The organism is Pedobacter ginsengiterrae, assembly GCF_039537385.1.
In the GTDB taxonomy this organism is placed as follows: domain Bacteria; phylum Bacteroidota; class Bacteroidia; order Sphingobacteriales; family Sphingobacteriaceae; genus Pedobacter; species Pedobacter ginsengiterrae.
On sequence record NZ_BAABAK010000020.1, the window covers coordinates 69,113 to 93,749 of the forward strand.

The 24,637-nt window shown below is 34.9% G+C and carries 23 protein-coding genes; 7 read left to right on the top strand and 16 right to left on the bottom strand.

Annotation, left to right across the window (positions count from 1 at the left end; genetic code table 11):
* From ABD692_RS18935 to ABD692_RS18950, 4 genes are all read right to left on the bottom strand, one after another.
* Positions 1-561, bottom strand: coding sequence for a type 1 glutamine amidotransferase domain-containing protein (locus ABD692_RS18935; protein ID WP_316764302.1), 561 nt, complete (start codon positions 559-561; stop codon positions 1-3).
* A gap of 114 nt (positions 562-675) precedes the next feature.
* Positions 676-1,422 (bottom strand): glycosyltransferase family 2 protein, encoded by a 747-nt coding sequence (locus tag ABD692_RS18940; RefSeq protein WP_316764297.1) that lies wholly within the window; start codon positions 1,420-1,422, stop codon positions 676-678.
* A gap of 3 nt (positions 1,423-1,425) precedes the next feature.
* Positions 1,426-2,517 carry a PDDEXK nuclease domain-containing protein gene (locus ABD692_RS18945; protein WP_344769490.1) on the bottom strand — a complete coding sequence of 364 codons (1,092 nt, stop codon included), beginning with the start codon at positions 2,515-2,517 and terminating at the stop codon, positions 1,426-1,428.
* A gap of 1 nt (position 2,518) precedes the next feature.
* Complete coding sequence (locus ABD692_RS18950) at positions 2,519-3,799, bottom strand: glycosyltransferase (protein WP_344769492.1); 1,281 nt, start codon at positions 3,797-3,799, stop codon at positions 2,519-2,521.
* Positions 3,800-3,951: 152 nt separating this feature from the next.
* Between ABD692_RS18950 and ABD692_RS18955 the strand changes: the two genes are divergently transcribed.
* Together ABD692_RS18955 and ABD692_RS18960 are read left to right on the top strand one after the other, a co-directional pair.
* Positions 3,952-7,143 (top strand): S41 family peptidase, encoded by a 3,192-nt coding sequence (locus tag ABD692_RS18955; protein WP_344769494.1) that lies wholly within the window; start codon positions 3,952-3,954, stop codon positions 7,141-7,143.
* Between the two features lie 147 nt (positions 7,144-7,290).
* Positions 7,291-8,040 carry a class I SAM-dependent methyltransferase gene (locus tag ABD692_RS18960; protein ID WP_344769496.1) on the top strand — a complete coding sequence of 250 codons (750 nt, stop codon included), beginning with the start codon at positions 7,291-7,293 and terminating at the stop codon, positions 8,038-8,040.
* Here ABD692_RS18960 and ABD692_RS18965 read toward each other — a convergent pair whose 3' ends face one another.
* The 11 genes from ABD692_RS18965 to ABD692_RS19015 all read right to left on the bottom strand — a co-directional run bounded on the left by ABD692_RS18965 (position 8,041) and on the right by ABD692_RS19015 (position 17,703).
* A complete protein-coding gene (locus ABD692_RS18965) occupies positions 8,041-9,492 on the bottom strand; it encodes an alpha-L-fucosidase (protein WP_344769498.1) in 1,452 nt (483 codons plus the stop codon).
* A 55-nt stretch (positions 9,493-9,547) separates the two neighbouring features.
* Complete coding sequence (locus tag ABD692_RS18970) at positions 9,548-10,462, bottom strand: glycosyltransferase (RefSeq protein ID WP_344769500.1); 915 nt, start codon at positions 10,460-10,462, stop codon at positions 9,548-9,550.
* A gap of 1 nt (position 10,463) precedes the next feature.
* Positions 10,464-11,225 (bottom strand): class I SAM-dependent methyltransferase, encoded by a 762-nt coding sequence (locus ABD692_RS18975; RefSeq protein ID WP_316764276.1) that lies wholly within the window; start codon positions 11,223-11,225, stop codon positions 10,464-10,466.
* 14 nt (positions 11,226-11,239) lie between these two features.
* On the bottom strand, positions 11,240-11,887 hold the full coding sequence (locus ABD692_RS18980; protein WP_344769502.1) for a class I SAM-dependent methyltransferase: 648 nt from the start codon (positions 11,885-11,887) through the stop codon (positions 11,240-11,242).
* Positions 11,884-13,203, bottom strand: coding sequence for a flippase (locus ABD692_RS18985; protein ID WP_344769503.1), 1,320 nt, complete (start codon positions 13,201-13,203; stop codon positions 11,884-11,886). The genes ABD692_RS18980 and ABD692_RS18985 overlap by 4 nt, the downstream gene beginning before the upstream one ends.
* A gap of 33 nt (positions 13,204-13,236) precedes the next feature.
* Entirely contained in the window at positions 13,237-13,755 is a 519-nt protein-coding gene (locus ABD692_RS18990) for a hypothetical protein (RefSeq protein ID WP_344769505.1), read from the bottom strand.
* 37 nt (positions 13,756-13,792) lie between these two features.
* Positions 13,793-14,305 carry a DUF1569 domain-containing protein gene (locus ABD692_RS18995; RefSeq protein ID WP_344769506.1) on the bottom strand — a complete coding sequence of 171 codons (513 nt, stop codon included), beginning with the start codon at positions 14,303-14,305 and terminating at the stop codon, positions 13,793-13,795.
* Between the two features lie 22 nt (positions 14,306-14,327).
* Positions 14,328-15,023 (bottom strand): YjjG family noncanonical pyrimidine nucleotidase, encoded by a 696-nt coding sequence (locus ABD692_RS19000; RefSeq protein WP_344769508.1) that lies wholly within the window; start codon positions 15,021-15,023, stop codon positions 14,328-14,330.
* A 115-nt stretch (positions 15,024-15,138) separates the two neighbouring features.
* The gene (gene upp / locus ABD692_RS19005; RefSeq protein ID WP_316764257.1) at positions 15,139-15,783 is read right to left on the bottom strand and encodes a uracil phosphoribosyltransferase; all 645 of its coding nucleotides are present in this window, start codon (positions 15,781-15,783) and stop codon (positions 15,139-15,141) included.
* Between the two features lie 11 nt (positions 15,784-15,794).
* Positions 15,795-17,045, bottom strand: coding sequence for a DUF7033 domain-containing protein (locus ABD692_RS19010; RefSeq protein ID WP_344769510.1), 1,251 nt, complete (start codon positions 17,043-17,045; stop codon positions 15,795-15,797).
* Positions 17,046-17,190: 145 nt separating this feature from the next.
* The gene (locus ABD692_RS19015; RefSeq protein WP_344769512.1) at positions 17,191-17,703 is read right to left on the bottom strand and encodes a DUF6702 family protein; all 513 of its coding nucleotides are present in this window, start codon (positions 17,701-17,703) and stop codon (positions 17,191-17,193) included.
* A gap of 89 nt (positions 17,704-17,792) precedes the next feature.
* Here ABD692_RS19015 and ABD692_RS19020 point away from each other — a divergent pair, with 89 nt between their 5' ends.
* The 3 genes from ABD692_RS19020 to uvrB all read left to right on the top strand — a co-directional run bounded on the left by ABD692_RS19020 (position 17,793) and on the right by uvrB (position 23,050).
* The gene (locus ABD692_RS19020) at positions 17,793-18,380 is read left to right on the top strand and encodes a HupE/UreJ family protein (protein ID WP_344769513.1); all 588 of its coding nucleotides are present in this window, start codon (positions 17,793-17,795) and stop codon (positions 18,378-18,380) included.
* Between the two features lie 7 nt (positions 18,381-18,387).
* Positions 18,388-20,760, top strand: coding sequence for a M1 family metallopeptidase (locus ABD692_RS19025; protein WP_344769515.1), 2,373 nt, complete (start codon positions 18,388-18,390; stop codon positions 20,758-20,760).
* Between the two features lie 247 nt (positions 20,761-21,007).
* Positions 21,008-23,050 carry an excinuclease ABC subunit UvrB gene (uvrB, locus tag ABD692_RS19030; RefSeq protein WP_316764243.1) on the top strand — a complete coding sequence of 681 codons (2,043 nt, stop codon included), beginning with the start codon at positions 21,008-21,010 and terminating at the stop codon, positions 23,048-23,050.
* On the opposite strand, the gene ABD692_RS19035 is transcribed toward uvrB, so the two are convergent.
* The gene (locus tag ABD692_RS19035; RefSeq protein ID WP_316764241.1) at positions 23,051-23,830 is read right to left on the bottom strand and encodes an RDD family protein; all 780 of its coding nucleotides are present in this window, start codon (positions 23,828-23,830) and stop codon (positions 23,051-23,053) included.
* 204 nt (positions 23,831-24,034) lie between these two features.
* Between ABD692_RS19035 and ABD692_RS19040 the strand changes: the two genes are divergently transcribed.
* Entirely contained in the window at positions 24,035-24,232 is a 198-nt protein-coding gene (locus tag ABD692_RS19040) for a YwbE family protein (RefSeq protein ID WP_316764238.1), read from the top strand.
* A gap of 86 nt (positions 24,233-24,318) precedes the next feature.
* Entirely contained in the window at positions 24,319-24,567 is a 249-nt protein-coding gene (locus ABD692_RS19045; RefSeq protein WP_316764235.1) for a DUF4834 family protein, read from the top strand.
* The last annotated feature ends 70 nt before the right edge of the window (positions 24,568-24,637 follow it).

Consider the following 24,637-nt stretch of genomic DNA (forward strand, 5'->3'; position numbering starts at 1 on the left):
TTAGGCATGTTGACCTTCGTGCACGCCTTCTGCAAATTCCTCCACCATTTTATCGTTAAAAGCAGGTAAATCTTTTGGTGTTCGGCTCGTTACCAAACCTTGATCTACTACAACTTCTTCATCACTCCAATCTGCCCCTGCATTAATCAAATCTTTAGAAATATTTTTTACAGATGTAAGTTTTCTACCTTTAACAACATCTGCATTAATTAAAGTCTGTGGTCCGTGGCAAATGGCCGCTACAGGTTTTCCTGCGGCGAAAAAGCTCTTTACAAAAGCAATCGCGTCATCATTAACACGCAATTGGTCGGGATTAATCACACCTCCTGGCAAAACCAAGCCATTATAATCGTCGGCATTTGCTTCGCTAATCGTTTTGTCAACATCAACTTCTATCGACCAATGGTCGTGGTTCCAGGCTTTAATTTTTCCAGCTTTCGAAGAAATAATGTGAACGTTTGCACCTTCTTCTTTTAACCTTTTTACTGGCTCTGTTAATTCTACTTCTTCAAATCCGCTTTCCGAAAGTACGGCTATATTACGATTACTTAATTGTCCCATTGTATTATGTTTTTTATAAATAGATGTATAAAAGACACTTGTAGAATGAGATTGTTTTTAAAAAGTGAGATTTTGGTTCTGTGTTATTTAAGCTTAAAAAGAAATTTGTTGATGCTAATCGTTCGTTCTTTTGTGTTTAAGGAAGTAAAATAAAAGATTTCCTGCGATAATGACATGATTAAAAATGTTCGGTATTAAGCCGTAATATTTTGTGAAGATTTGAAAACGTTCTTTTAAACTTTCGCGATGCTTTTTCTTACTCATGCCACCAACCAAATATTTAGCAACATAACGATGTACGTTTACAATATTTGAAGACTTTTTAGCGGCTTTAATGATCCAATCAATATCTGAACTGTATTTATATTTCAAATCGTAAGGTGTAAGAATGCTTTTTCGAATATAAATGGCTTGATGACTAATGTTCATGCCATATTTAAAGCTAGTCCAATCGAATTGCTCAGGCGCTTCATGTCTTCTTCTGCCTAAACTTTCCCAGTTATCATTGTACATTTCAGTTTCGCCATAGTAAATATCGGCGCCTGGTGACGAATCAAAAACCTCCTGAACGGTATGTTCATCGAAAATTTCATCTCCAGAATTCATAAAAAGCACATAATCTCCTGTAGCTAACGCTAAACCTTTATTCATGGCATCATAAATACCTTTATCAGGTTCCGAAACTATTTTCGAAATCTGATTGCTATACTTTTCAACAATATCCAAAGTACCATCAGTCGATTTTCCATCGATGATAATGTATTCTATTTTTTTATAGGTTTGGTTAATTACAGAGTTGATCGTTCGCTCGATATCGCGAACGTTATTGTACACAATGGTGATTATGGTTAGTTTTGGCATGTGCTAATCCATTAATTTTTTTAAAGTTTCTACATCAGGTAAAACACCTTTGTATGCTGCTGGTAAAACGCTACTTGTTTTATAAGTTGAAACGCCCATTGCTTTATTAAAATCTCTAAATGAGAATTCCACTACTTTATTTTTCTTCTCCTTGCAGAGGATAATTCCAATTGATGGTTGTTCATGAGGTTGCTTTAGATATTCATCTAAAGCTGATAAATAAAAATTCATTTTGCCCATATATTCAGGCTTAAATTTGCCAGTTTTTAGTTCGAAGACCACCAATGATTGTAAACGCCGATTAAAAAATAAGAGATCTAAAAAGTATTCCTCATCTTCTACAATTAACCGATATTGATTGCCAATAAAAGCAAAATCTGATCCTAACGACATTAAGAATTTCTTGATGTTCTGAACGATTTCGCTTTCTAAAACCCGCTCATCTTTTTCATCGCTATCTTGGATATTGATAAAATCTAACAGGTACTCATCTTTAAATGATTGTAAGGCTTTTTGCCTTATTTCATCATTGGTAATTGTTTTTGAAAAATTATTTGGCAGGCTGCCTGTTTTTTGAAAAGTTTGATTGTTTAAGTGATTTTTGAGTGTGTTTAAACTCCAAAACTCGGTAGCTGTTTTTTGTATATAAAAGATTCTTTCTTCTATTCGTTGGGTTCCTTGTATAATTTCTAGATGATGCGAAAAGCTCAATTCGAAAAAGATTTTTTTCAATTGAGCCGACACTGTCGGTCTAAATGTAATTTCTTCTAAATCAATAACTTCTAATTGGACCAACACTGTCGGCCCAATTATAGAGTGTTCTTGCCAAGACTCAAAAAAAAGTCTCATCCGTTTCATATTTGTTGCTGAAAACCCCCTTAAACCTGGTAGCTCAACTTGTAGATCGGCTGAAAGATTTTCAATAACTTTTGCACCCCATTTTTCCACCTTAATTTTTTGTGAAATAAACTTACCTACAGCAAAATAAAGAGTTAAAAGTTCTTTATTAACCAAAGTAGCTGCCCGATAACGGCTCTGTAAAATTGCCGATTTTAAGGCTTTGATATTTTCGAGATGGCTTTTAGATAGTTCCATATTATTTCGGCTGCAAATCAATCAAGGTTTCGTACAAATGAATATGCTCTGCAGCAATAACTTCCTCCGAGAAATCCGTTAAAATGCTCAATCTAGCAGCTTTATGTATTTCCTCTTTATTTGGACGATGATATAACCATTCGATACCATTAGCCAAATCTTCGGCATTTTCATATTCGGCTAAATAACCATTTTTTTGATGTTTAACCATATCTGGAATGCCCCCAGTTGTAAACGCAATTACGGGCGTAGCACAAGCCAAACTTTCCATTACCGTATTTGGTAAATTATCTTCTAACGATGGAGTAATAAAGGCATCAGCAGCAGAATAACATTTAGCCAAATGCTCATCTTTACTTATGGTGCCTAAAAAAGTTGTTTTAAAGGGAAATTCTGGCATCTCAGCATTCTCCTTATTACCGAAAATAACCAATTCAATTTTTTCTTTATCGATTCCCTTTCTGCGTGATAAAATTTCTAAGGCTTCGATTAAATAAGGAGTGCCTTTATGTTTGTCGTTTTTAGAAGGCATAAAGCCACTCATCAAAACAAATTTTTCAGGGTCGATTTTCAGAATTTTCTTAGCCTCCGTTTTTACGTAAGGCTTAAAAATATTGGTTTCGATTGTATTTGGAATTACCGAGGTAGTTCTTGTGCCTAGCAAACTACTAAATTTCACCGATGCTGCCATCCAGTTACTTGGCGCAACAATATGAAAGTTTAATTTGGTATAAGCTTTCTGTTTTCGAAGCCAGGTTTTGTGCGAAATATCATCCTTACCACTAAATTTTAAAATTGGGCAATTACCGCATTGCTGATGAAAATTTTCGCAACCATAACGTACATGGCAACCACCCGTAAAAGCATTGCTATCATGAAAAGTCCAAACAATTGGTTTTTCCAATTCATCAAGCTCTGCTAAAAATTTAGGCGTAAGAAAACCATGGTTTACCCAATGCAAATGAATAATATCAGCATTTTTAACATCGGGATGGTTTTTAATAGATCGGCCAAACCATTGCAAGCTGAAAGGAGTTTTAACCGATTTACTTAACCATTTTGAATAGTATCTTTCTGATAAGATATTATGAACTGCCAAAGCCTTTTGAAAAGGCAATTTGCTGAAAGTATCTATTTTGGGGTTTTGTCCAAATTTATAATAAACCAAAACCTTTGAGTCAATTCCCGAACTTTTTAAAGCATCGCTAAGGCGCAAGCAGGCTCTTCCTGCACCGCCGTTTCCATCATAGGTATTTAGGTGTACTACTTTCAAATCAATCAAAAATACATTTTATTGTTTACGATTATAAAAACTCTTGCGTATTTTCATCCTAATATTTTATTGCTTTTTAATTAAAGGATAAAGCCTTTGCTGATTTAAATAATTGTTAAATCCGCTCGGGTTCATTTTCCCAAAGCCAAACAAACAAAATCATGATTAAAAACCTAATTAAATCGCTTGCGGCAATTGCATTTTTGCTGCCCTTTAGTTCATTTTCTCAAGGTCAAACGTATTTTGCAGCTTACCCTGCTTTAACGCCAGATGCACAAACTATAGTATTCAGTTATGATGGAGATATTTGGAAAATCCCCGTAAAAGGTGGTTTAGCTTCTAGAATTACGGCCATGCAGGGCGAAGAAATTAATCCAAAAATATCTCCAGATGGTAAGTGGATGGCATTTTCTTCTAATCAATATGGTAATTACGATGTTTACATAATGCCAATGACTGGAGGTGATATTAAACAATTAACATTTAACGATGCGTCGGATGAGGTTGACAATTGGAGTTGGGATTCGAAAAACATATATTTTACATCTGGCAGATTTAATTCTTTTTCGAGCTATAAAGTTGGCATAAGCGGTGGCACAGCTGTTCGCCTTTTCGATAACTATTTTAATACCACACATCATATAGCAGAGGCGCCAGATGGTGAATTATTTTTTAATGATACATGGGAAAGTTATCGATTTGCAAATCGTAAGCATTATAAAGGCGCATACAATCCCGATATTCAATCTTATAATCCTAAAACCAAGGCTTATAAACGTTATACCGATTACCTTGGTAAAGATTTTTGGACTAGCGTTGATGCTAAAGGAAACGTATTTTTTGTATCGGATGAAGGAAATGAAGAGTATAATTTATATACTTTTATTGGTGATAAAAAAACGGCCTTAACCAAATTCGAAACCTCTATTAAACGTCCGTTTGTTTCTGCAAATGGAACAACTGTCGTTTTTGAAAAAGATTATCAGATTTATACATACGATGTTGCCACGAAAAAAACTGAAAAGGTAAATATCAGCACCTCGCGAAATCAGGTTTTAACCAAGGCACAGGAATACGATGTTAAAGGTACAATCTCTGCCTTTGATGCTGCGCCAGATGGTAAAAAAATAGCTTTCATTTCCCGAGGCGAACTTTTTGTTAGCGATGCGGATGGTAAGTTTATTCGCAAAATAAGCAACAGTGGAGAAAGGGCTATGCAATGTAAATGGCTTGCTGACAATAAAACAATTCTATTTTGCCAAACTTGGAATGGCTATCAAAATTGGTTTACCATAACTGGTGATGGAAAAGGCACTCTAAAACAGATTACAAAGGATAAAGCAAACAATAGGGATATAACTTTGAATAAAACCCGAACAATGGGCGTTTATTTAAGTGGCAGAAATGAGTTAAAATTACTTGATTTAAAAACTTTCGAAAGCAAAATACTGGTTACCGATGAGTTTTGGGCAATTCAAAATTCAACACCAAGTTTTTCTCCTAATGATGAGTATGTGCTTTTCACTGCTTACCGAAATTTCGAGCAGGATATTTTGGTGCATAGCATTAAAGGCAATAAAACTATTAATTTAACCAATACGGGCGTTACTGAAACGGCTCCTGCTTGGTCGCCCGATGGCAAATATATTTTCTTTACCAGTGCCAGAACACAACCCTTTTATCCTTCTGGAAGTTCTGATGTTCATATTTATCGTATGGCTTTAAATAGTTACGACGCTCCTTACCGCTCAGATAAATTTGATGATTTATTTAAAGAAACGCCTGCTGAACCAAAAGACGTTAAACCCGCTGAAGTTGATAAAAAGAGCAAGAAAGTAGGCGATTCTGTTAAGAAAAAAGCTGATGTGAAGCCAACGCCAAAACCCGCTGCTATCATTACAATTAACACGCAAAATATTTTAGATCGGGTCGAGTTAGTTAGCCCAGGATTTGGTAGCCAGTTTGGAACTGATGTTTTTGCCAAAGGCGATAAAACTTATGTTTTTTATTCTTCAAATCATGAAGGCGGTAAAAGCGGGCTTTATCGTACAACGATAGAACCATTTGAGGCAAATAAAACCGAAAAAGTTGGCGATGGTGATGACTATAACATTATTCAGGTTGGGGATAAGTTCTTCACTTTAACTGGTGGTACTATTGGTAAATATAATTTGGATGGAAATAAACTGGATAAGATTGATCATACTTATAAGTTTGCCAAAAATCTAAATGCAGAATTTAATCAGATGTTTTACGAAACCTGGGTTGGCTTGGACGAAAACTTTTACGACGAAAATTTCCATGGCGTGGATTGGGATAAAATGAAAATCCGCTACGAAGCATATTTGCCTTATGTAACCAATCGTAGCGATTTGCGACTTTTGCTTAATGATATGCTTGGCGAGTTAAATTCTTCACACATGGGATTTAATAGTTTTGGTGCAGAAGAGAAAAGAAACTTAACCAATATTACCAATCAAACAGGTATTTTATTCGATAACGAAAACCCATACAAAGTTGATCGCGTTATTGCTAAAAGTAATGCTTCTTATGGTAGTGTTAATGTTTTACCAGGTGATATCTTAACAGCCGTAAATGGCGTAAAGGTAGATGATAAAACAGATCGAGACTATTACTTCAGCAAACCATCTTTGGATAAGGAAATGACTTTAACTTTTTCTCGTAACGGGAAGGAAATTTATACAAATGTTCATCCTCAAAGCTCAGGATCGTTAAAAAATAACCTTTACGATGAATGGATTGCCAAAAACCGTCGGAATGTAGATAAGTGGGGAAATAACCGAATTGCTTATTCTTATATGAAAAATATGGGAAGCGGAGAATTAGAACGTTTTATGCTGGATATGGTTGAACAGGAAGAAAATAAAGATGCCATTATTTTAGATTTGCGCTATAATACTGGTGGTAATGTACACGATGCCGTATTAAAATTTCTTGCTCAAAAACCGTATTTAAAATGGAAATATCGTGGCGGAAAATTAGCGCCTCAAAGTAATTTTGGGCCAGCAGTAAAGCCAATTGTATTGTTGGTTAACGAACAATCCTTAAGTGATGCAGAGATGACCGCAGTAGGCTTTAAACAACTTAAGCTAGGTAAAATTATAGGAACTGAAACTTATCGCTGGATTATTTTTACATCAGCAAAAGGCCTGGTAGATGGCTCTTCGTATCGTTTGCCATCTTGGGGTTGTTATACAATGGATGGGAAAAACATCGAAAAAGAAGGTGTAAAGCCAGATATTTTTGTTCAAAATACCTTTCAGGATAGATTGGCTGATAAAGACCCGCAATTGGAAAAAGCAGTAGCTGAGATTTTGAAAGATTTGAAGTAGTAGTATTTACCCAACCGTTCCTTTATTGAGCAGGTGTCAGGTTGAGCTGTCGAAGAACTTTCATATGTTTCGACAAGCTCAACATGACAATTTTTATAAAACATATCACGATTTTCCGTTTCTTTGGGATTGGAATTAATTTAAAACATGGCAAATTTATTAACCGACAGGGCTTTTTGGGTAAATTATTGGGAAAGTAAAAAAGGACTTGCGGTTCAATTACCAGCTAACTATTTATTTCATCGCCAACTGGCTGAAATTGTAGAAAAAGGTAACGTTAAAACAGCAATCGAACTTGGTGGTTTCCCTGGTTATTACGCTGTTTTTTTAAAGAAATTTTTAAAACTTGATGTAACGCTTTTAGACTATTTTGTTCATCCGCCTGTTGTAAACGAACTTTTAAAAAAGAACGGTTTAAAAGAAACAGATATTCATATCATTGAAACAGATTTGTTTAATTACAAGCCTGAACAGCAATATGATTTAGTATTAAGTTGTGGCTTAATAGAGCATTTCAATGATACTGCCGATATTATTAACCGACATATTGCATTTGTAAAACCTAGCGGAACATTGTTTATTACTCTACCAAACTTTAAAGCTGTAAATGGTTGGTTCCAAAAAAACTTTGATAAAGAAAACTACGATAAACATAATATCGATAGTATGAATCCTGCATTACTAAAATCAATTTGCGAAAAAGCAGGTTTGAAAGAAGTAAAATCAGGTTATTTTGGCCGTTTTAGTGTTTGGTTAGAGAATGAAAATCAAAAATCGACTAGTGTTCGGTTGTTCAAAAAAGCAGTTTGGCTAACGGGAAAAATTTTTACTAAAATTATTCCATTCGAAAGCCAAAGCTTATCTCCATACATTATTTTAGAAGCTAAAAAACCTTAATTATTCTGTCTTTTTATAAACTCCAAACTCGCTCAAGGTAATGCATACAGGCGATTTTGTAATGTTTAAACGAAGTTTTGATGTAGTTACAGGTTTTTCTAATTTGATTAATCTTTTAGTACCAATGCTTTCGCCATTATAGATTTTTGTCCATGCATTATTTTCAAAAATCTCGATATTAAATTCTTCGATTCTTTGTCCTAGCGGAATATATTCCTGCAAACTAATAATATCAAAGGTTTTGTTTGCTTTCAAATCAATTTCTAGCTTTGCTTGATGTACATTATCAGCAGTCGCCCAATAACTTTCCTTGTTAAAATCTAAAAGTTTAACCGTTTCGAAAGCTTTACCACGAGTATTGCTGGCCTTAATACTGGCGTTTTTCGCTAAATTATTCGCAAAGGTATGCTTTACCATATCACCGAAGCTTTTTAATGCTTCAACATCGTCATTGTGTAATTGCCCGCGTGTATCAGGAGCTAAACCTAAATCTAAGCCAGCACCGTGCCCAACGCTTTGCAGGTACAAATTAAAAAGAGTTTCTGGCGATTTTGGCTTTTCTGTAGGATGATAAAACCAACCTTTTCTAAGCGGAACATCGCATTCAGCTGGCATCCAGAATTTGCCATTTCTAATACCCATCGGACTTTGAGGATAATTAGCTTGCCCTGGAACTGCTACATTTTTCCCTTCTGGAGGAAGCGGCGTAAAAGTAGCCCAGCTGGTTTCTGCAGCAGTACCATCTTCGCTCCCAACCCAACGAATATCTAAACCAATATCGCTAAATATGTTTGCCATTGGTTGCATTTTTCGGGTTATTCCCCAGGTATTATTCCAATCGTAATAAGTAGTATTATCAATAGAGCGTTTTTCTTTAGCGCCACCATAAAAACCATCTCCGCCGTTTGCGCCATCATGCCAGCTCATAAAAAGTTCGCCATAATTGCTATAAAGTTCTTTAAGCTGCGCTTGATATATAGCTAAATATTTATCAGTTCCGTATAATGCATTATTTCGATCCCAAGGAGAGCAGTAAACACCAAACTTTAAACCTTGTTTTCTAGCTTCGAGCTCAATTTCTTTAACCATATCACCTTTTCCATTTCTGAAAGGGCTTTTTGAGATATTATATTCAGTTGTTTTAGTTGGCCAAAGCGCAAAACCATCGTGGTGTTTTGCTACCAGAATTACACCTTTTAAGCCACCAGCTTTAGCTGCTTTAATAATTTGTTGTGCATTAAAATCGGTTGGATTAAAAGTTTTTGGGTCAGCATCACCAAATCCCCATTCTTTATTTTCGAATGTAGTAGGCGTAAAATGAATTAAGCCATAAACCTCAATATCGTGCCAGGCTAATTGTCGCTTCGAAGGTAAAGCACCATAAGGTTTCGGAGGATTTTGGGCGAAAACATTTACAGAAATAAATAACAGGGCAATGATGTATAGTTTCATAATTCTAGCTTAGATTAAGCCAAATTACAAAGAAATATTAATATCAATTGATTTGTTACTTTGAAAAATATTGAGCTAACTTTTCTTTTACAAACCTTTTAATTCTAGAAACCATATTTCCTTTCCTATTACTTAAAAAGTTTTTAATCGTTTGATAGGCTGCTTCATTTTCCTTTATAATTTCGGGGAATTGGGTAATGGGTTTTGGATTGATGATAACATTGTAAATATCATTTATACCCGAATGTACGCCAGTGCCATCATGCCCAATATTATTGACTAATGACTGAGCTGGATTAAGGGTTAAACCATCTTTTAAAAAAATCGAAGCATACCAGCGGATTGCCCAGCTATTATTTTTTCCCTTTTTAAATTCCTGCATCTGCTTCCAGAAATTCATCGAATTTTCGATTGAAAACGCAGATTTTTTCTTCGCATCGAACTGATTTAGTAACGTATCTATATTCGGTTCGAAATGTGCCCATGCGCTAGCCCAGGTGGCCCATCCCCAACTTGTTGCTGCTCTATAGAAAAATGATTGAGGTAAGCTTTCTGATTTTAAAGGATACATATATGCACCAATATGCATTACTTTTTCCTCATTGCGGTAACGATTTAAGGCATCGTTAAAATAGGTAAGTGTATGTGGAGAAGTAACTAAATCATCTTCAAAAACAATAACCTGACCATAATCATTTATTAATTGAGTTACTCCAGCTATAACAGAATTTGCTAAACCAGCATTTTCTTTTCTTTCGATTACTTTAACCGATTTAAATCCCTCGGTTTTATTAATAATTGCTCTAACCTCTGCAACTTTTTCATCGTCGTTGCTTGTTTTTGCACCGTCAGAAAAAATGTACAATCTGCTTTCTGCAGCCAGTTCATTCTGTTGCAAAAATTTAATTGTTCGCTGGGTATGTTGCGGACGATTATAAACGAAAAGGGCTATCGGAGCAAGGTTTTGCATGTTAAAATATATGCAGGTTAGAATCTGATTTTTGAGTTAAAACAGTATAAGCATTTGCAAACTGTTCTTGTTTTTTTCGCCCTAATAAATTGCCTAAGGCTCTTTTGATTCTATATTCCAATTCAATTTTTAGATTTTTAGAAAAAGTTTTAGGCGCTTTTCTGTTGATAAACTCATTAAACTTTACGGTTTCTGTAGCAGTCATAGAAACTTTATCTTCTAAAATTTCCAAGCCTTCACTTTGTAATAAAAACCTTAGCGAAGTTGGCGTGTACATATTAATATGGCCATAATCAAGGAAATGTTTCATTCTTTGATCTACACCAAAACGATAATCTTTCGGCACTTCTACGACAATATATTTTGCTACTCTTTTAAGCTCGCGAAGTAAAATTCTTTCATGTTCTACATGCTCTAAAACATGGGCAAGAATTACCAAATCAAAAGTATCATCTTCATAAGGGATTTTATAACCATCAAAAGTTTGCGCTTCTGTTAACTTGGATAAATTTCTTTCCTGAATAATTTCGACACCGCTCTGAGCAATTTCCAAAGCATACAATTCTGGAGCAAAGTTCCAATCGTTTAAAAAATGGAGGATACTGCCATCACCAGCGCCAACTTCTAAAACTTTCTTAGGTTTTATCGCTTTGCAAACATCAACAATATTTTGCGCTTTATATTTCGCACCCAGCATTCGCCAGGCCACATCACTGTTGGTGTAAAAATTATCGTAGGCCGTTTTTACTTCTTCGCTTAACATAGGTGTTGATGAGTTTATATCCCTAAACAGTTATCGGCTTTGTAAAAAACTGAAGTTGCCTTTTCGTAAAACAAACCTGGAGAAATACCACTGAAACTTATTTCTTTAAATCCTTGCTCTAGTAATAAAATTCTTGCAGAATGATACACTTCACGTTCGCTATCATCTAAAACGATAACACCGTTGGCCGATAACGCATCTAAACTATATTTGCAGCATCTAACACGATCTCTACCATCAACAATAATAATATCGAATTTCTTATTTAATAATGATGCTTTCTTTGCGTATTCACCATCACGCTGCAACTCACAGTAAATCATTTCAGCATTCAATGGACTTGTGTTTTTCACTCTGTCGAACCAGTTTTTATCGTGTTCTACAGAAGTTACGGACCCAGCTCTTTCTGCATAAAAAATAGTAGAATTGCCAGAGCCATATTCGAAAATATTTTGCGTTTTATTAATTCTTTCTTTAATAAAATCGATGAAAGAATACGTTACCCATGGCAATGCTTTACCATCTCCATCTACTGCTTGTTTTTTGTCAAAAGCAGTAAACCAGCCAATGCTGTTCAGGTAGCCTTTATGTCCGTATGATAATAATGCTTTTAGCCTCGAAGGCTTAGCAATTAGTTCTGTTAATGCTTTTAGAGTATTCAACGTTTAAATATTTTTTGAAATGCTGTGACCAAAAATAATGATTTTAACATCATTATACCTTGCCCGCGAGTTTTTGGAATTAATAAAAGGTAAAAGGTAGACACAAAACAGGCGATTAGCGTTGCAATTGATGCTCCAACACCCGCATATAAGGGTATTAACCAAAAGTTAAGAGCGATATTAATGATTGCCCCAGCTGCGGTTCGGTAAAACGAAATTTTAGTATAACCTTCTGCAACTAAATATTGAGAGCTCGCTGTTCCTAAGAAAACAAAAATACCTGACCATATATGAATTGATAACATCGGACCAGCCCCATCGTACTTGCCCTTATAAATAATATGAATTATATCAGATGCAAAGAAACTTATGAATATTGCAACAGGAATACTAATGTAGATCAATAAATCGTATAAATTTCCCAATCGTTTCTGATATCGATCCAAGTCTGTTTTGCGGGCATTTAATAATGCTGGAAACACCGAAGTAACTATCGCAATTGGAATAAAATACCAAGCTTCACTCAAGTTTTGGGCTGAACTATATATACCTACAGCTTTGCTCCCAATACTTTTAAGCATTACAATATCTATTTTCATATAGATGGTAACCATTACCGCTGAAAGAATAAGAGGCGATGATTTTTTTAATAAAAACTTAGCTCGTTCTTTATCAAAACTCCAATTAAAAATATTTAATCCTCTTTTTTGATAGATGATGACTAAGCCAGCAGCTAAAATAAAGCCATCTAAAACGTATGCACAAACAATGTATATTAAAGGCAGATTTAAGGTAATGACAACAATTTTAACAACAGAGGTAACTATGAGGCAAATATTTTGAACCTGAACTACATACTTAGATTGAACTTGTGATTGAAAGTAAGCATCTATAACATTAAATGATTTAAAAAATGATGCTAATGCAAGCAATCCGATCAAAAGGGTTAATGGTTCGCCTGGACTTGGGCTTAACCGATGGCTGATTAAATAAATTCCAACTGCAATTGGGATTAGCAACGCATTTGTTGCCAATCGTAACCAGAGTGATGTGCCAAGAATTTCATCTCGCTTGGCTGGTTCCTGAATAATTTCGCGAATAATAAAAGTATCAAGACCTAAAGCGCCAACTGCAGCTAATATTGCTACCAATGATAAACCAAAACTTAAATCTCCAAATAAAATTGGTCCTAGATAACGGGCAATTAAAAGATTTACAATAAGGCTCAGTGCTTTGCCAAACATCAGCCACCCAGTATTTTTTAAGTACTTGTTAAATGCCTCTTCATCAAAACCTTTTATTGCGGGTAATTTCATTATCGCAAAGATGTGAAAAAATGCTTTAGGTTTTTAAGTTAACGGTGCGCCGACCGCAATATCACATCTATGGTTTGGCTTCCCATGCTCAGGATTTAATAATACGCCATTTTTGGCCTCTAAACTTTTGTTTTCTTTTGGATTAATAACCGTTGCTTTTTGAATAGGCTTAGAATCTAATGAAGCACCAACCGCAATGTCGCACTTATGATTTGGCATTCCATGAGCAGGATTTAAGTTTTTATTTGCATTTTTTGGAGTTGCAACGGGAGCGGCTACTGCTTGAGGTTGTGCAGAAGCTTCTTGTGGTTTTACGGATGCTGTTTTGTTTAGTGGTGCACCAACAGCCAATGCGCAATTATGGCCAGCTTGCCCGTGCGGTGGATTAAAAATTAAATTACTCGTTGCTTGATTGCTTGGTGTGGGAATAGGCATGGTTTTTTGTAAGCCCTGCATCCCAGTTGGAGTAGCTGTTACTACTTGAGCTTCGGGTTTTTTGTTATTGCAAGAACAAAACAATATTAAGGCAAAGAGGTAGAATAGATTTTTCATGTTGGCGTTTTTTTAAAGATAAGAATTAAGCTTAATGCTAAAAACTCTTTTCAATACGAACCAACTGCTTAAGATGGTGTTTTAAGTGAATTTCGATAAAACGCAACCATTGTTTTGCATTCAAATAACCTAACCGAGGATGTTTAGTTTTGCAGTTTTCATTCGCATTTGCAACAAGTGGATAATTATCGGTAAGTGCTTTCTCGAATTCCAGAATAAAATCCATCGCCTCGGTTTTACTGATTTTTTTTACCCTTTCGGCTAGCCTTTTAGGAACCTTATATTTTTTTGCAGGAGGTAAAGAACCCAAAAGTAAAATCAATTTTACTACAAAATGAGTAGGCTTATTCTCGCCTTTTCCTTTTGCACTATTTTCTAAAGCGATTAAAGAAAGTAAACTCGAATCAAAAATATGCGAATAAACTTCACTATAACTCCAACCGTTTATAGGCGGAGTAAGCTCAAAAATTTCTTCAGGATATGAAGATAGTTTCGCTTTATACGCATCGATAATATGATGTAGGGAAATCTTAATTTTTGCAGCATTCATGCTTAAAGGTATCAAATCTAGGTTAAAACAAACTTAATAACTCTTCAAGGTGTGCGATTTGCTTTTTTACATCCTCTGGTTTTTCTTTTTTCAATGGATTAAAAAATATTGCTTCCATTCCAAAGCCTAAAGCGCCATAAATATCTGCTTCTAAGCTATCTCCAATCATAATGCTTTCTTCTTTTAAAGCTTTGGCTTTATCTAAAGCATATTCAAAAATTACTGGGTTGGGCTTATTTACACCAACATCTTCTGATATAATTACATTGGTGAAATATGGATTTAAGCCCGATAAATCCATTTTGGTTAGTGTGGTTTCTTTAAAACCGTTTGATATAATATGTAAAGTATATTTCTGTTGAAGATAGGCTAACACATTTTCTGCACCATCAAATAAATTAGTTTTTGTTGGCGAGATATTCACATAATCATCTTCAAACTGATGTGGAACCGAATCGGGATGAATACCCAGTTGGATAAAGGTTTTACTGAATCGCTCGGCTCTTAAAAACTCTTTAGTTATCTTCCCAAGATGATAATCGGCCCAAAGCTGGTGGTTGTTCTCTGTATAAGTTGCAATAAAAACCTCGCATGAGTTAAGGCCTAATTCATTGAGCTTATAGGTATGGAAAAGTTCGTTTAGCGTTTCTTGTGCGTTTCTGTCAAAATCCCAAATCGTATGGTCGAGATCAAAGAAAATGTGTTTTTTGTTTTGCAATTTTTAAAATTATTAATGTAAAAATTATTGAATTGCTGCTAGTGAATTTTAAGGATCATTAAGGTTCTATAACTTAGAAAGTCACCTCGCCTTATACTGAAATCTTCAAGTTTATTTAAACTTTTTCGCCGTATGCCAAATCTCCAGCGTCGCCTAAGCCAGGTACGATATACGATTTGCTGGTCATTTCTTCATCAATAGCACCAAGCCAAAGCTTCGCTTTTGGTAAATTGGCCCTTACATGTGCTACCCCTTCGGTACTTGCAATAGCCGCAACAATGTGAAGTTCGGCAATTTTATAACGGTTAATTAATTCTTTACAGCACATAACCATGCTTTGCCCTGTGGCTAGCATTGGGTCGGCCATAATTAAAATTTTTCCATCTAAATCGGGTGTCGAAATATAATCCATTTGAATAATGAAATCACCACTCTTTTTAACTTTTCGATAGGCAGAAATAAAGCAGCATTCTGCCTTATCAAAAATGTTTAGCAAGCCCTGTTGTAAAGGTAATCCGGCTCTTAAAATAGTAGCCAATACAGGCTGTTGTTCAAGAACTTCGCATTGCGATGTACCCAACGGCGTAATTACTTCTTTTGTGGTATATTTTAAGGTTTTGCTAATCTCATAAGCAAAAAACTCACCAACGCGTTCCAGGTTTTTGCGGAAACGCATAGAATCCTTTTGAATGTTTTCATCGCGAAGCTCGGCGACAAAAGTATTGGCGATAGATTTTGTTTTGCTTAAGTCGAAAGTCATAATATTTCCTGTCAGGTAGATTTTAGCATTTCATCAAAAATAGCCTTCAATTTTTTAAATTTAGCATTTTCGGATAAACTTTTAAGTTGCCAACTACTATAAAAATGCCCGTCAACAAGTTTAACGGCATCAATAAAATCATTAATCATTGTTGTCGCATCGCCAGCACTTTGGTACTGAATTGCGGTATCGCTTATAGCGTAAGATTTTACATTTAGCGATGTTACTTTTTCTAATTGTAAATCGTACCAGCTAAAAGGCGTACAAGTTCCTGCTCTAAATCCCGTTTGGTTTGCATAACCCATCGAATAATCAGAGCTGATACCAACAGAGAGTAAATGCAAATAACAACTTGGTAGTTGTAAAACTTCTAATTGTTGACTTATCAGATTGACTGAACTATTTTGAGTCTGCTTCAATTTGGTTAAATCAGCTTTCAGTAAACTAGACTTTTCATAGTCAGCGGTACATGGTCTTAATAAACCAACGGTTTTGTCTTTTAGAACCAAACTGCTATACACATAGTTTAATCGGTTTTTTGCATCCTCAATAAAATTGATAAAATAGATTGGCTGTGTTTTCAGTTTTTCCAAGCTGTTTATTAATTCTTCTGGATTTGTACCTAAACCCGTTAAGTCTTCGAGTATTGTACTAATAAACCGCTGTTTTTTATTAAATACTGAGGAAAATATGAATTTTGTTTTTCGAAAAAAGCCTGTAGGAATATCGGGTTTTAAGGTGAAGTTTATGGTAGGTTGATGAAAGAATTTTTTTTGAAAAAATTTGAATGAAGGATGCTTTTTTATTAGCATATTCTTTAAAATCAGAGCCCACTCATCAATTATCGGCCTTTTTAGAACTTTCCATTTATACTGAAAACTATTTTTAGCCTCAAAATTCCCTTCAGATTTTTCCTTATATAAGTATTCTTCATATCGGCTAAGCATAAAAAAAGATGCAGCAAAAACATCAAAAGGTAAAGTTGAATCTTCTACTGGGAATGGAACGGTATAATCGCCAAAAGTTGTAGTTTTTATTTTAAGCTCTTCAACTTTGTTAGATAAAAGTAGTTTTGTGTTTCTGAAAAATAACTCATCACCAATTGGTTGCTCAGCATAACTGATTTTAGCATGCTCACTCTGCAAAAAATATTCGCGATTGCCTGTAAACTCTACTTCGGCCTTTAAAATATCTTTAAATATAAAATTGAAGATATATTTTATTCGTGGCGTTAATAATGGAGAAAATACAATTACATGCATATTTTGTAAATAGGGAGCGGTATAAACTTAAATTGTACATAATTTATCCTGCCAGTAATTGCTTTCTCACAAAATCTTAACGATTAGGGCATAATAAAAATAACACTTTTTAAAATTCTATTTGTATTAAATACAAAAATTAAACTTAAAAGTTTGCCATGAAACTTCTGTCAGGATAAAGGATCTTTGAGCTTTTTCTTATATTTCCTTTTACAATATGAACGATACTCATCTGATCATCAAACAGATCATAAAGAATTGTGCTGTTTATTTCAACGGTTTTGATAGATGAGATTTTTTCAATTTCTAGATAGATATTTGTGGCTTCATGGTCGATTTCAAAACCGATATAATTCATTGAAACAGGTTTTCCGTTTGCTTTAATTTGTAAATGACCCAGAAGATATTTTTTAACCAAAACATCCATTTGTGTTTTTAGAGCGGGATTTGCCAAATCTGTTTTTTGTTTATAAAGCTTAACCAATATACTCTCAAAATCGTCGCTAAAAATTCTACAGCTTACCTCTAATGTTTTATCTTTTGAATTGAAATTTACTTCTGTTGTGCTAACATGTAGCGGATGTTTAGCCTCTTTGGTTGTGCTAAATAGGGCAAAAACTAAAAATAAGGTAACAAGTTTGGTATTTAACAACTGCATTTTACTGTTTTTAACTTTTTTACGTTTAAAACTTTAATTTTAAGCTTTCAAAAGTACTAAAGCTTAAGGCTTAAAGCTAATTTATTATCATGCCGTTACAAGATTTTATCTTCTACTTCAAATTAGGTTGGGAACATATTATAAGTGCAGATGCATTAGACCATCAATTGTTTATTTTAGCACTGGTTGCTATTTATAGTTATAAGAATTTGAAGCAGGTATTGATTTTAGTAACCGCTTTTACCATTGGCCATTCGTTAACTTTATTTTTAAGTGTAACCGATGTTATTCGTTTTGAAAGTAAATGGGTAGAATTTTTAATTCCTTGTACAATCGTTTTTACATCGATCAGTAATTTATTTAGAACAAACTTTTCGTTAAAATCGGTAAAAATAAATTATTACCTGGCTTTAGTTTTTGGATTAATACACGGAATGGGCTTCGCTAATTCGATAAGAATTATGCTTGCAAAAGACCAAAATATTGGTTGGGGTCTGTTCGGCTTTAATGTAGGTTTAGAAGCAGGACAAATTTTTATGGTGGTTGTTGTACTACTGATTACTTTACTTATTTTTAACTACACAAAAATCAGACGCCGAGATTGGGTGTTATTTATTTCGGCAGCCGTGTTTAGCCTGGCTTTAAAAATGGCTTTGGAAAGAATCCCTTTTTTATAAAAATATTATGAATAAACTATTTACTTTAACTGGCTTGCTGCTTGTCTCAGGTAGTTTGGCTTTTGCCCAAAATATTCAGAATAATCCTGGTAGTAACCATGGCAACAAGTTCGAACAGTTGGGCACGATTTTGCCTACCCCAAACGAACAGCGCACGGCAAGTGGTGCGCCTGGTGTGAAATATTGGCAACAACGGGCAGATTATAACATCAAATGTACCCTTGATGAAAAAAATCTATTATTAACGGGTAGTGAGACCATTACATACACCAATAATTCACCAGATCCTTTAACATATATCTGGTTGCAACTTGATGAAAACGAGCATAGCACTGATAAAAATGCAAACTATCAGGATGCAACAAAAATGCCTGCGTTAGGTACAACCCAAAATATTGATAAGTTAAGTTCAACCATTAACAACGGCGATGGTATTAACATTGTTAAACTTACTGATGCAACTGGCAAAAAATTGAGCTATACGGTAAATAAAACCATGATGAGAATCGATCTGCCTGTTGCTTTAAAAACAGGTCAAAAATATATTTTTAACATCGATTGGAATTATAAAATTACAGATAGAATGAGTGTTGGTGGTCGTGGTGGTTATGAATTTTTCCCAGCTGATGGCAACTATTTGTTTACCATGACCCAATGGTATCCGCGTTTATGTGTGTATAGTGATTTTCAAGGCTGGCAAAATCACCAGTTTACAGGAAGAGGCGAGTTTGCTTTAACTTTCGGAGATTTTAAAGTGCAAATGACGGTTCCTTCCGACCACTTAATCGGTTCGACTGGTGAATGTATTAACTACAGTGCAGTTTTAAATCCAGCACAATTAAGTAGATATAATTCAGCTAAAACAGCAACAGCTCCTGTAGAAATTCAAACCCTTGCAGAAGCTAAAACTGCTGAAGGCAAAAAAGCAACAAACACTAAAACCTGGGTTTTTCAGGCCAATAATGTTCGCGATTTTGCATGGACCTCATCCCGTAAATTTATCTGGGATGCAATGCCGCAAAAAATTGCCGCCAATAACAACACCGTAATGTGTATGAGTTTCTACGGAAAAGAGGCTTACAACTTATACAGCAAATACTCAACTCGTGCCGTTGCGCATACCATTAAAACCTATTCTGATTTTACAATTCCTTATCCTTACCCAGTAGCGCAAAGTATTGAGGCTGCAAATGGAATGGAATATCCGATGATTTGTTTTAATTATGGTCGTACGGATGCAGATGGAACCTATAGCGAAAACACTAAAAATGGGATGCTTGGTGTAATCATTCACGAAGTTGGGCACAACTTTTTTCCAATGATTGTAAATAGTGATGAGCGCCAGTGGACCTGGATGGACGAAGGTTTAAACTCTTTCGTTGAATATTTAACCGAAGAACTTTGGGACAATACTTTCCCAAGTAAAAAAGGTCCTGCTTACACCATTGTCGACTACATGAAATTGCCAAAAGATGAGTTGGAGCCAATAATGACCAATTCTGAAAACATTACACGTTTCGGACCAAACGCATATTCTAAACCCGCAACAGGTTTAAATATTCTTCGCGAAACCATTATGGGCAGAACGCTTTTTGATTATGCTTTTAAAGAATATTCTAGAAGATGGGCTTTTAAACATCCTCAACCAGCCGATTTATTTCGTACAATGGAAGATGCAAGTGGCGAGGATTTAGATTGGTTTTGGAGAGGTTGGTTCTACGGAACAGAGCCTTGTGATATTGCTTTAGATACCGTGAAATTCGCAAAAGCCGATTTCCCGACAACAATTCCAGAAGCGAGGGCAAGAATGGTTAAAGTTGATAGACCTGCAGTAAACGCATTTCAGGATATTTCAAAAATAAGAAATCGTGAGGATAAGAAATTAAGCTTTTATGTTGATAAACACCCAGCGGCCCAAGATTTTTATTATAAATATGATAGAGGTTTAGTTTCTGTTGATACCACAACCGCAGTTAAAACACAAGGTACAATGCCTTTTGAAGCTGTGCCTACAAACGAACAACAGAAATACGAAAATAAGTTCTTCTACGAATTAGATTTTAGCAATAAAGGTGGTTTAGTAATGCCAATAATTGTAGAGTTTACCTACAAGGACGGAACCAAGGAAATTGATCGAATTCCTGCTCAAATCTGGAGACACAATGAATTGAAAACATCTAAATTCTATGTAAAGGATAAAGAAGTTGCTTCTATTCTAATTGATCCACTTAGAGAAACCGCAGATATTGACACAAGCAATAATACCTGGGGTGGCAATGCCAAAGAAAGCAAATTCAAGGTTTTCAAAGCGAAAGCAGCATCTTCAGTTCGTGGTCAATCGGTGGGTATGAACCCTATGCAAAAAGCTGCGGGTAAATAGTGAAATTGCATCTAGCATTAAAAAAAAACCTCATTGAATTTAATTCAGTGAGGTTTTTTAATGCTTTCTGTTAATGCCTTATCGCTCCATATATTCATCTCGAGATTGTTGCTTTAACTTGTCAGTATAGATTTATTAAGCGGCGTCTCACCGACGGAAATTATTCTGTAGGTTCGATTATTTATAACATTTCCTGACTTTTGGCTGTTTAGTCTTTGAGCCTTAAATCGTATATTTGATACAGTCTATGAAATTCAAAATCACTTCAGCATATAAACCAACGGGTGATCAACCTGGCGCCATTAAACAACTAGTAGATGGTGTAAATGCAAATGAAAATTACCAGACTTTGTTAGGTGTAACAGGCTCTGGAAAAACATTTACCGTAGCAAATGTTATCGAGCAAACTCAAAAACCGACACTTATTTTAAGTCATAATAAAACTTTGGCCGCACAGTTGTATGGGGAGTTTAAAAATTTCTTCCCCGAAAATTCGGTTAATTATTTTGTTTCTTATTATGATTATTATCAGCCTGAGGCTTTTATCGCTTCGAGCAATACTTACATAGAAAAAGATTTAAGCATTAACGAAGAGATAGAAAAACTTCGTTTGCGTACAACTTCTGCTTTAATGAGTGGAAGACGTGATGTTATTGTGGTATCATCTATCTCCTGTATTTATGGTATGGGAAATCCAGAAGATTTTTCGAGAATGGTTTTTCGCTTTGGTGTTGGATTAAGAATATCGAGAAATTCGTTTCTACATAGTCTTGTAGAGATTATGTATGCCCGAACAACAACCGAGTTTAAACGTGGAACTTTTAGAGTTAAAGGCGACACTGTAGATATTTACCCTGCATATTTAGATCATGCTTATCGGGTTTCGTTCTTTGGCGATGATATTGAAGAACTTTCTGCTATCGATCCAGTTTCTGGTAAAACTCTTGAAAAACTTGAAGACATGGCCATTTATCCAGCTAATCTTTTCGTTACGCCTAAAGATAGATTCAATCAGTCTATTTGGGGTATTCAGGAAGAACTGGAAATCCGCAAAAACCAACTTATCGCCGACAGGCATTTATTAGAAGCAAAACGACTAGAAGAGCGAACCAATTTCGATATCGAAATGATGAAAGAATTAGGTTACTGCTCGGGTATCGAAAATTATTCGCGTTTTTTTGATGGCAGACAACCAGGCATGCGTCCCTTCTGTTTGCTGGATTATTTTCCTGAAGATTATTTAATGGTAATTGATGAAAGTCATGTTACCGTTCCGCAAATTAGAGCCATGTACGGTGGCGATAGATCGCGTAAATTATCATTGGTAGAATATGGTTTCAGATTGCCAGCTGCCTTAGATAACCGACCGCTGAATTTTACTGAGTTTGAAGCATTGGCACCGCAAACCATATATGTTAGCGCAACGCCGGCCGATTATGAATTAGAAAAATCTGATGGTGTAGTGGTAGAACAGGTTATTCGCCCAACAGGATTATTAGATCCTGTAATCGAAATTAGGCCTGCGATAAACCAGGTTGATGATTTGCTTGATGAAATAGACATTACAATAAAGCAAGGCGGTCGTATTTTGGTTACAACTTTAACCAAAAGAATGGCTGAAGAGTTAACAAAATACCTCGATAGGTTAAATATTAAAACCCGTTATATACATTCGGAAATTAAAACTTTGGAACGTGTAGAAATTTTGCGTGGCTTAAGGCTTGGTGAATTCGATGTATTAGTTGGGATTAACTTATTGCGTGAAGGATTGGATTTACCAGAAGTAACTTTAGTTGCTATTTTAGATGCCGATAAAGAAGGTTTCCTGCGATCAGAGAAGTCGTTAATCCAAACCATTGGTCGTGCAGCAAGAAATGATAAAGGGCGTGTAGTTATGTATGCCGATAAGATTACCGACAGCATGGAGAAAACCATTTCTGAAACCAATAGACGTAGAGATATTCAAATTGCATACAATTTAGAACATGGCATAATACCAATGACGGTAGGTAAATCGCGTGAAGCCATTTTAGAGCAAACTTCTGTGTTAGACTTCTCTCAAAAAGCGAGTGATAATAAAGCCAGAGCTTATATCGAAGATGCCGAAATCAGTATTGCAGCCGATCCGATTGTGCAGTATATGGGTAAGGCAGAACTGCAAAAAGCCATTGATAATACAAGAAAAGATATGCAAAAGGCGGCCAAAGACATGGATTTTTTACAAGCCGCCAAGCTTCGTGATGAGATGTTTGCTCTTGAAAAAATGTTTGCAGAGAAATTTGGAAAATAACTAATCAACCTCGTTTCTATAATCTTTTTCTGATTTCACTATATAAGTTTCTGTTATACTATCGTGCCAGCCTCTATAAAGAAAGATAAATGAAAATGCCTCAAATGGTATTAGTCGAGAAAATGTACGTCCAATTCTTTTCCCGAAACTAGGTTTTTCAGCAATATTATTCACGATGACGTTATTCAAGATTGTTTTTCCAATTGTGGTATTAAATATTCCTTCAGAAATTAAATAATAAAAGCTTATGAAGGAGTAAGTAAGAATATAATGAGATTTATCTAAATCTAATAGCAACCCAAATGTTAATCTCATGGCAGGTGAACTTTCAACAATTTTCGTCAGGAAACGGGTAATATAATCAAAAGAAGGATAGATTGTAATTGCGATTATCGTTAGATCAAATATGCGATGAAAAAATCTTTGCCACTTACTTACTTCATTAAAAGTCATATTTCCATCACCCAATGGAATTAGCTCAGGTCTGGTTGAAGAAATTAAATATCTTAACACATATATATTGTAAACTGTTGTTATTAAGCTCATTCCATAATTTACGAAGAAGATAGCATCGTTTACTTTTGGCCTAAGATAATCTGTAAAAAAAAATCTATCTGCTGTCCATACAGGAAAGAAAATAAAAGAGGAGTAGATGCCGTAGAGTAATGTAATTCTTAATAATATTGATCTCTTGAATTTACTTGTGATGTATTGTAATATCGAAATGAAGTTAAAAATATAAAGTAGCGGAGTAAAATAGAACGAAAAGGAAAAAGACATATTTGAAAGACCGTAATTTTTGATAGAACGGTAGTATTCAAACATACTCCAGCTATACATGCTTACTTCATAAATAAATAATATAGAGAGGATAAGAGCAATAATTTTGTTTTTAGGCATAGATGAGTTAATTTTTATCTTTGTAAGATACAAGATATTCTATTTCAGCAATAGGCTAATTAAAAATTATTCTATAATATAATAATGCAAGGACAAAACAGAAAAGATATTTACCCAGGTTTAGAGGTGGGCATTATCTTAAAGAAAGACCAAAGAAGCGGAAATGTTACTTACGGAATTGTTAAAGATTTATTAACTTCATCTTTATTTCACTCCAGAGGCATTAAAGTTAGACTTGATGATGGGCAAGTTGGAAGAGTTTGCGAGATTGTAGAAGATTAATTTGTAATCAAAATGCAATTAAACCAGCAAAAAGTAACAAAATAATTAACGCTACGTCTATATTTGTATAACAGTAAAAATTTAGAATGGGATTAGTTAAGTTCATTTTTATCGCAATATTGGTGCTTTGGATTATCAGAATGTTAATTCGATTGATATTACCAATGTTGTTTAATAACCTTGCAAGCAAAATGCAACAGCAAGCCAGTGGGCAACCACAACAACCTAAAAGAAAACCCGAAGGATCTATTTCTATCGACTATATGCCGCCAAAACCCGACCAGGGAAAAACGGATAAACTCGGAGATTTCGTAGATTACGAAGAAGTTAAATAAAATTAAAGTCCTGATGTAATTCAGGACTTTAATTGTTTTAGGGTTTTAGTTTCTTAAACTTACATTCTAC

Coding starts and splice junctions, on each gene's coding strand:
- ABD692_RS18935 (WP_316764302.1), bottom strand. CDS start 561: ATGGGACAATTAAGTAATCGTAATATAGCCGTACTTTCGGAAAGCGGA.
- ABD692_RS18940 (WP_316764297.1), bottom strand. CDS start 1,422: ATGCCAAAACTAACCATAATCACCATTGTGTACAATAACGTTCGCGAT.
- ABD692_RS18945 (WP_344769490.1), bottom strand. CDS start 2,517: ATGGAACTATCTAAAAGCCATCTCGAAAATATCAAAGCCTTAAAATCG.
- ABD692_RS18955 (WP_344769494.1), top strand. CDS start 3,952: ATGATTAAAAACCTAATTAAATCGCTTGCGGCAATTGCATTTTTGCTG.
- ABD692_RS18960 (WP_344769496.1), top strand. CDS start 7,291: ATGGCAAATTTATTAACCGACAGGGCTTTTTGGGTAAATTATTGGGAA.
- ABD692_RS18965 (WP_344769498.1), bottom strand. CDS start 9,492: ATGAAACTATACATCATTGCCCTGTTATTTATTTCTGTAAATGTTTTC.
- ABD692_RS18970 (WP_344769500.1), bottom strand. CDS start 10,462: ATGCAAAACCTTGCTCCGATAGCCCTTTTCGTTTATAATCGTCCGCAA.
- ABD692_RS18975 (WP_316764276.1), bottom strand. CDS start 11,225: ATGTTAAGCGAAGAAGTAAAAACGGCCTACGATAATTTTTACACCAAC.
- ABD692_RS18985 (WP_344769503.1), bottom strand. CDS start 13,203: ATGAAATTACCCGCAATAAAAGGTTTTGATGAAGAGGCATTTAACAAG.
- ABD692_RS18990 (WP_344769505.1), bottom strand. CDS start 13,755: ATGAAAAATCTATTCTACCTCTTTGCCTTAATATTGTTTTGTTCTTGC.
- ABD692_RS18995 (WP_344769506.1), bottom strand. CDS start 14,305: ATGAATGCTGCAAAAATTAAGATTTCCCTACATCATATTATCGATGCG.
- upp (WP_316764257.1), bottom strand. CDS start 15,783: ATGACTTTCGACTTAAGCAAAACAAAATCTATCGCCAATACTTTTGTC.
- ABD692_RS19010 (WP_344769510.1), bottom strand. CDS start 17,045: ATGCATGTAATTGTATTTTCTCCATTATTAACGCCACGAATAAAATAT.
- ABD692_RS19015 (WP_344769512.1), bottom strand. CDS start 17,703: ATGCAGTTGTTAAATACCAAACTTGTTACCTTATTTTTAGTTTTTGCC.
- ABD692_RS19020 (WP_344769513.1), top strand. CDS start 17,793: ATGCCGTTACAAGATTTTATCTTCTACTTCAAATTAGGTTGGGAACAT.
- ABD692_RS19025 (WP_344769515.1), top strand. CDS start 18,388: ATGAATAAACTATTTACTTTAACTGGCTTGCTGCTTGTCTCAGGTAGT.
- uvrB (WP_316764243.1), top strand. CDS start 21,008: ATGAAATTCAAAATCACTTCAGCATATAAACCAACGGGTGATCAACCT.
- ABD692_RS19035 (WP_316764241.1), bottom strand. CDS start 23,830: ATGTCTTTTTCCTTTTCGTTCTATTTTACTCCGCTACTTTATATTTTT.
- ABD692_RS19040 (WP_316764238.1), top strand. CDS start 24,035: ATGCAAGGACAAAACAGAAAAGATATTTACCCAGGTTTAGAGGTGGGC.
- ABD692_RS19045 (WP_316764235.1), top strand. CDS start 24,319: ATGGGATTAGTTAAGTTCATTTTTATCGCAATATTGGTGCTTTGGATT.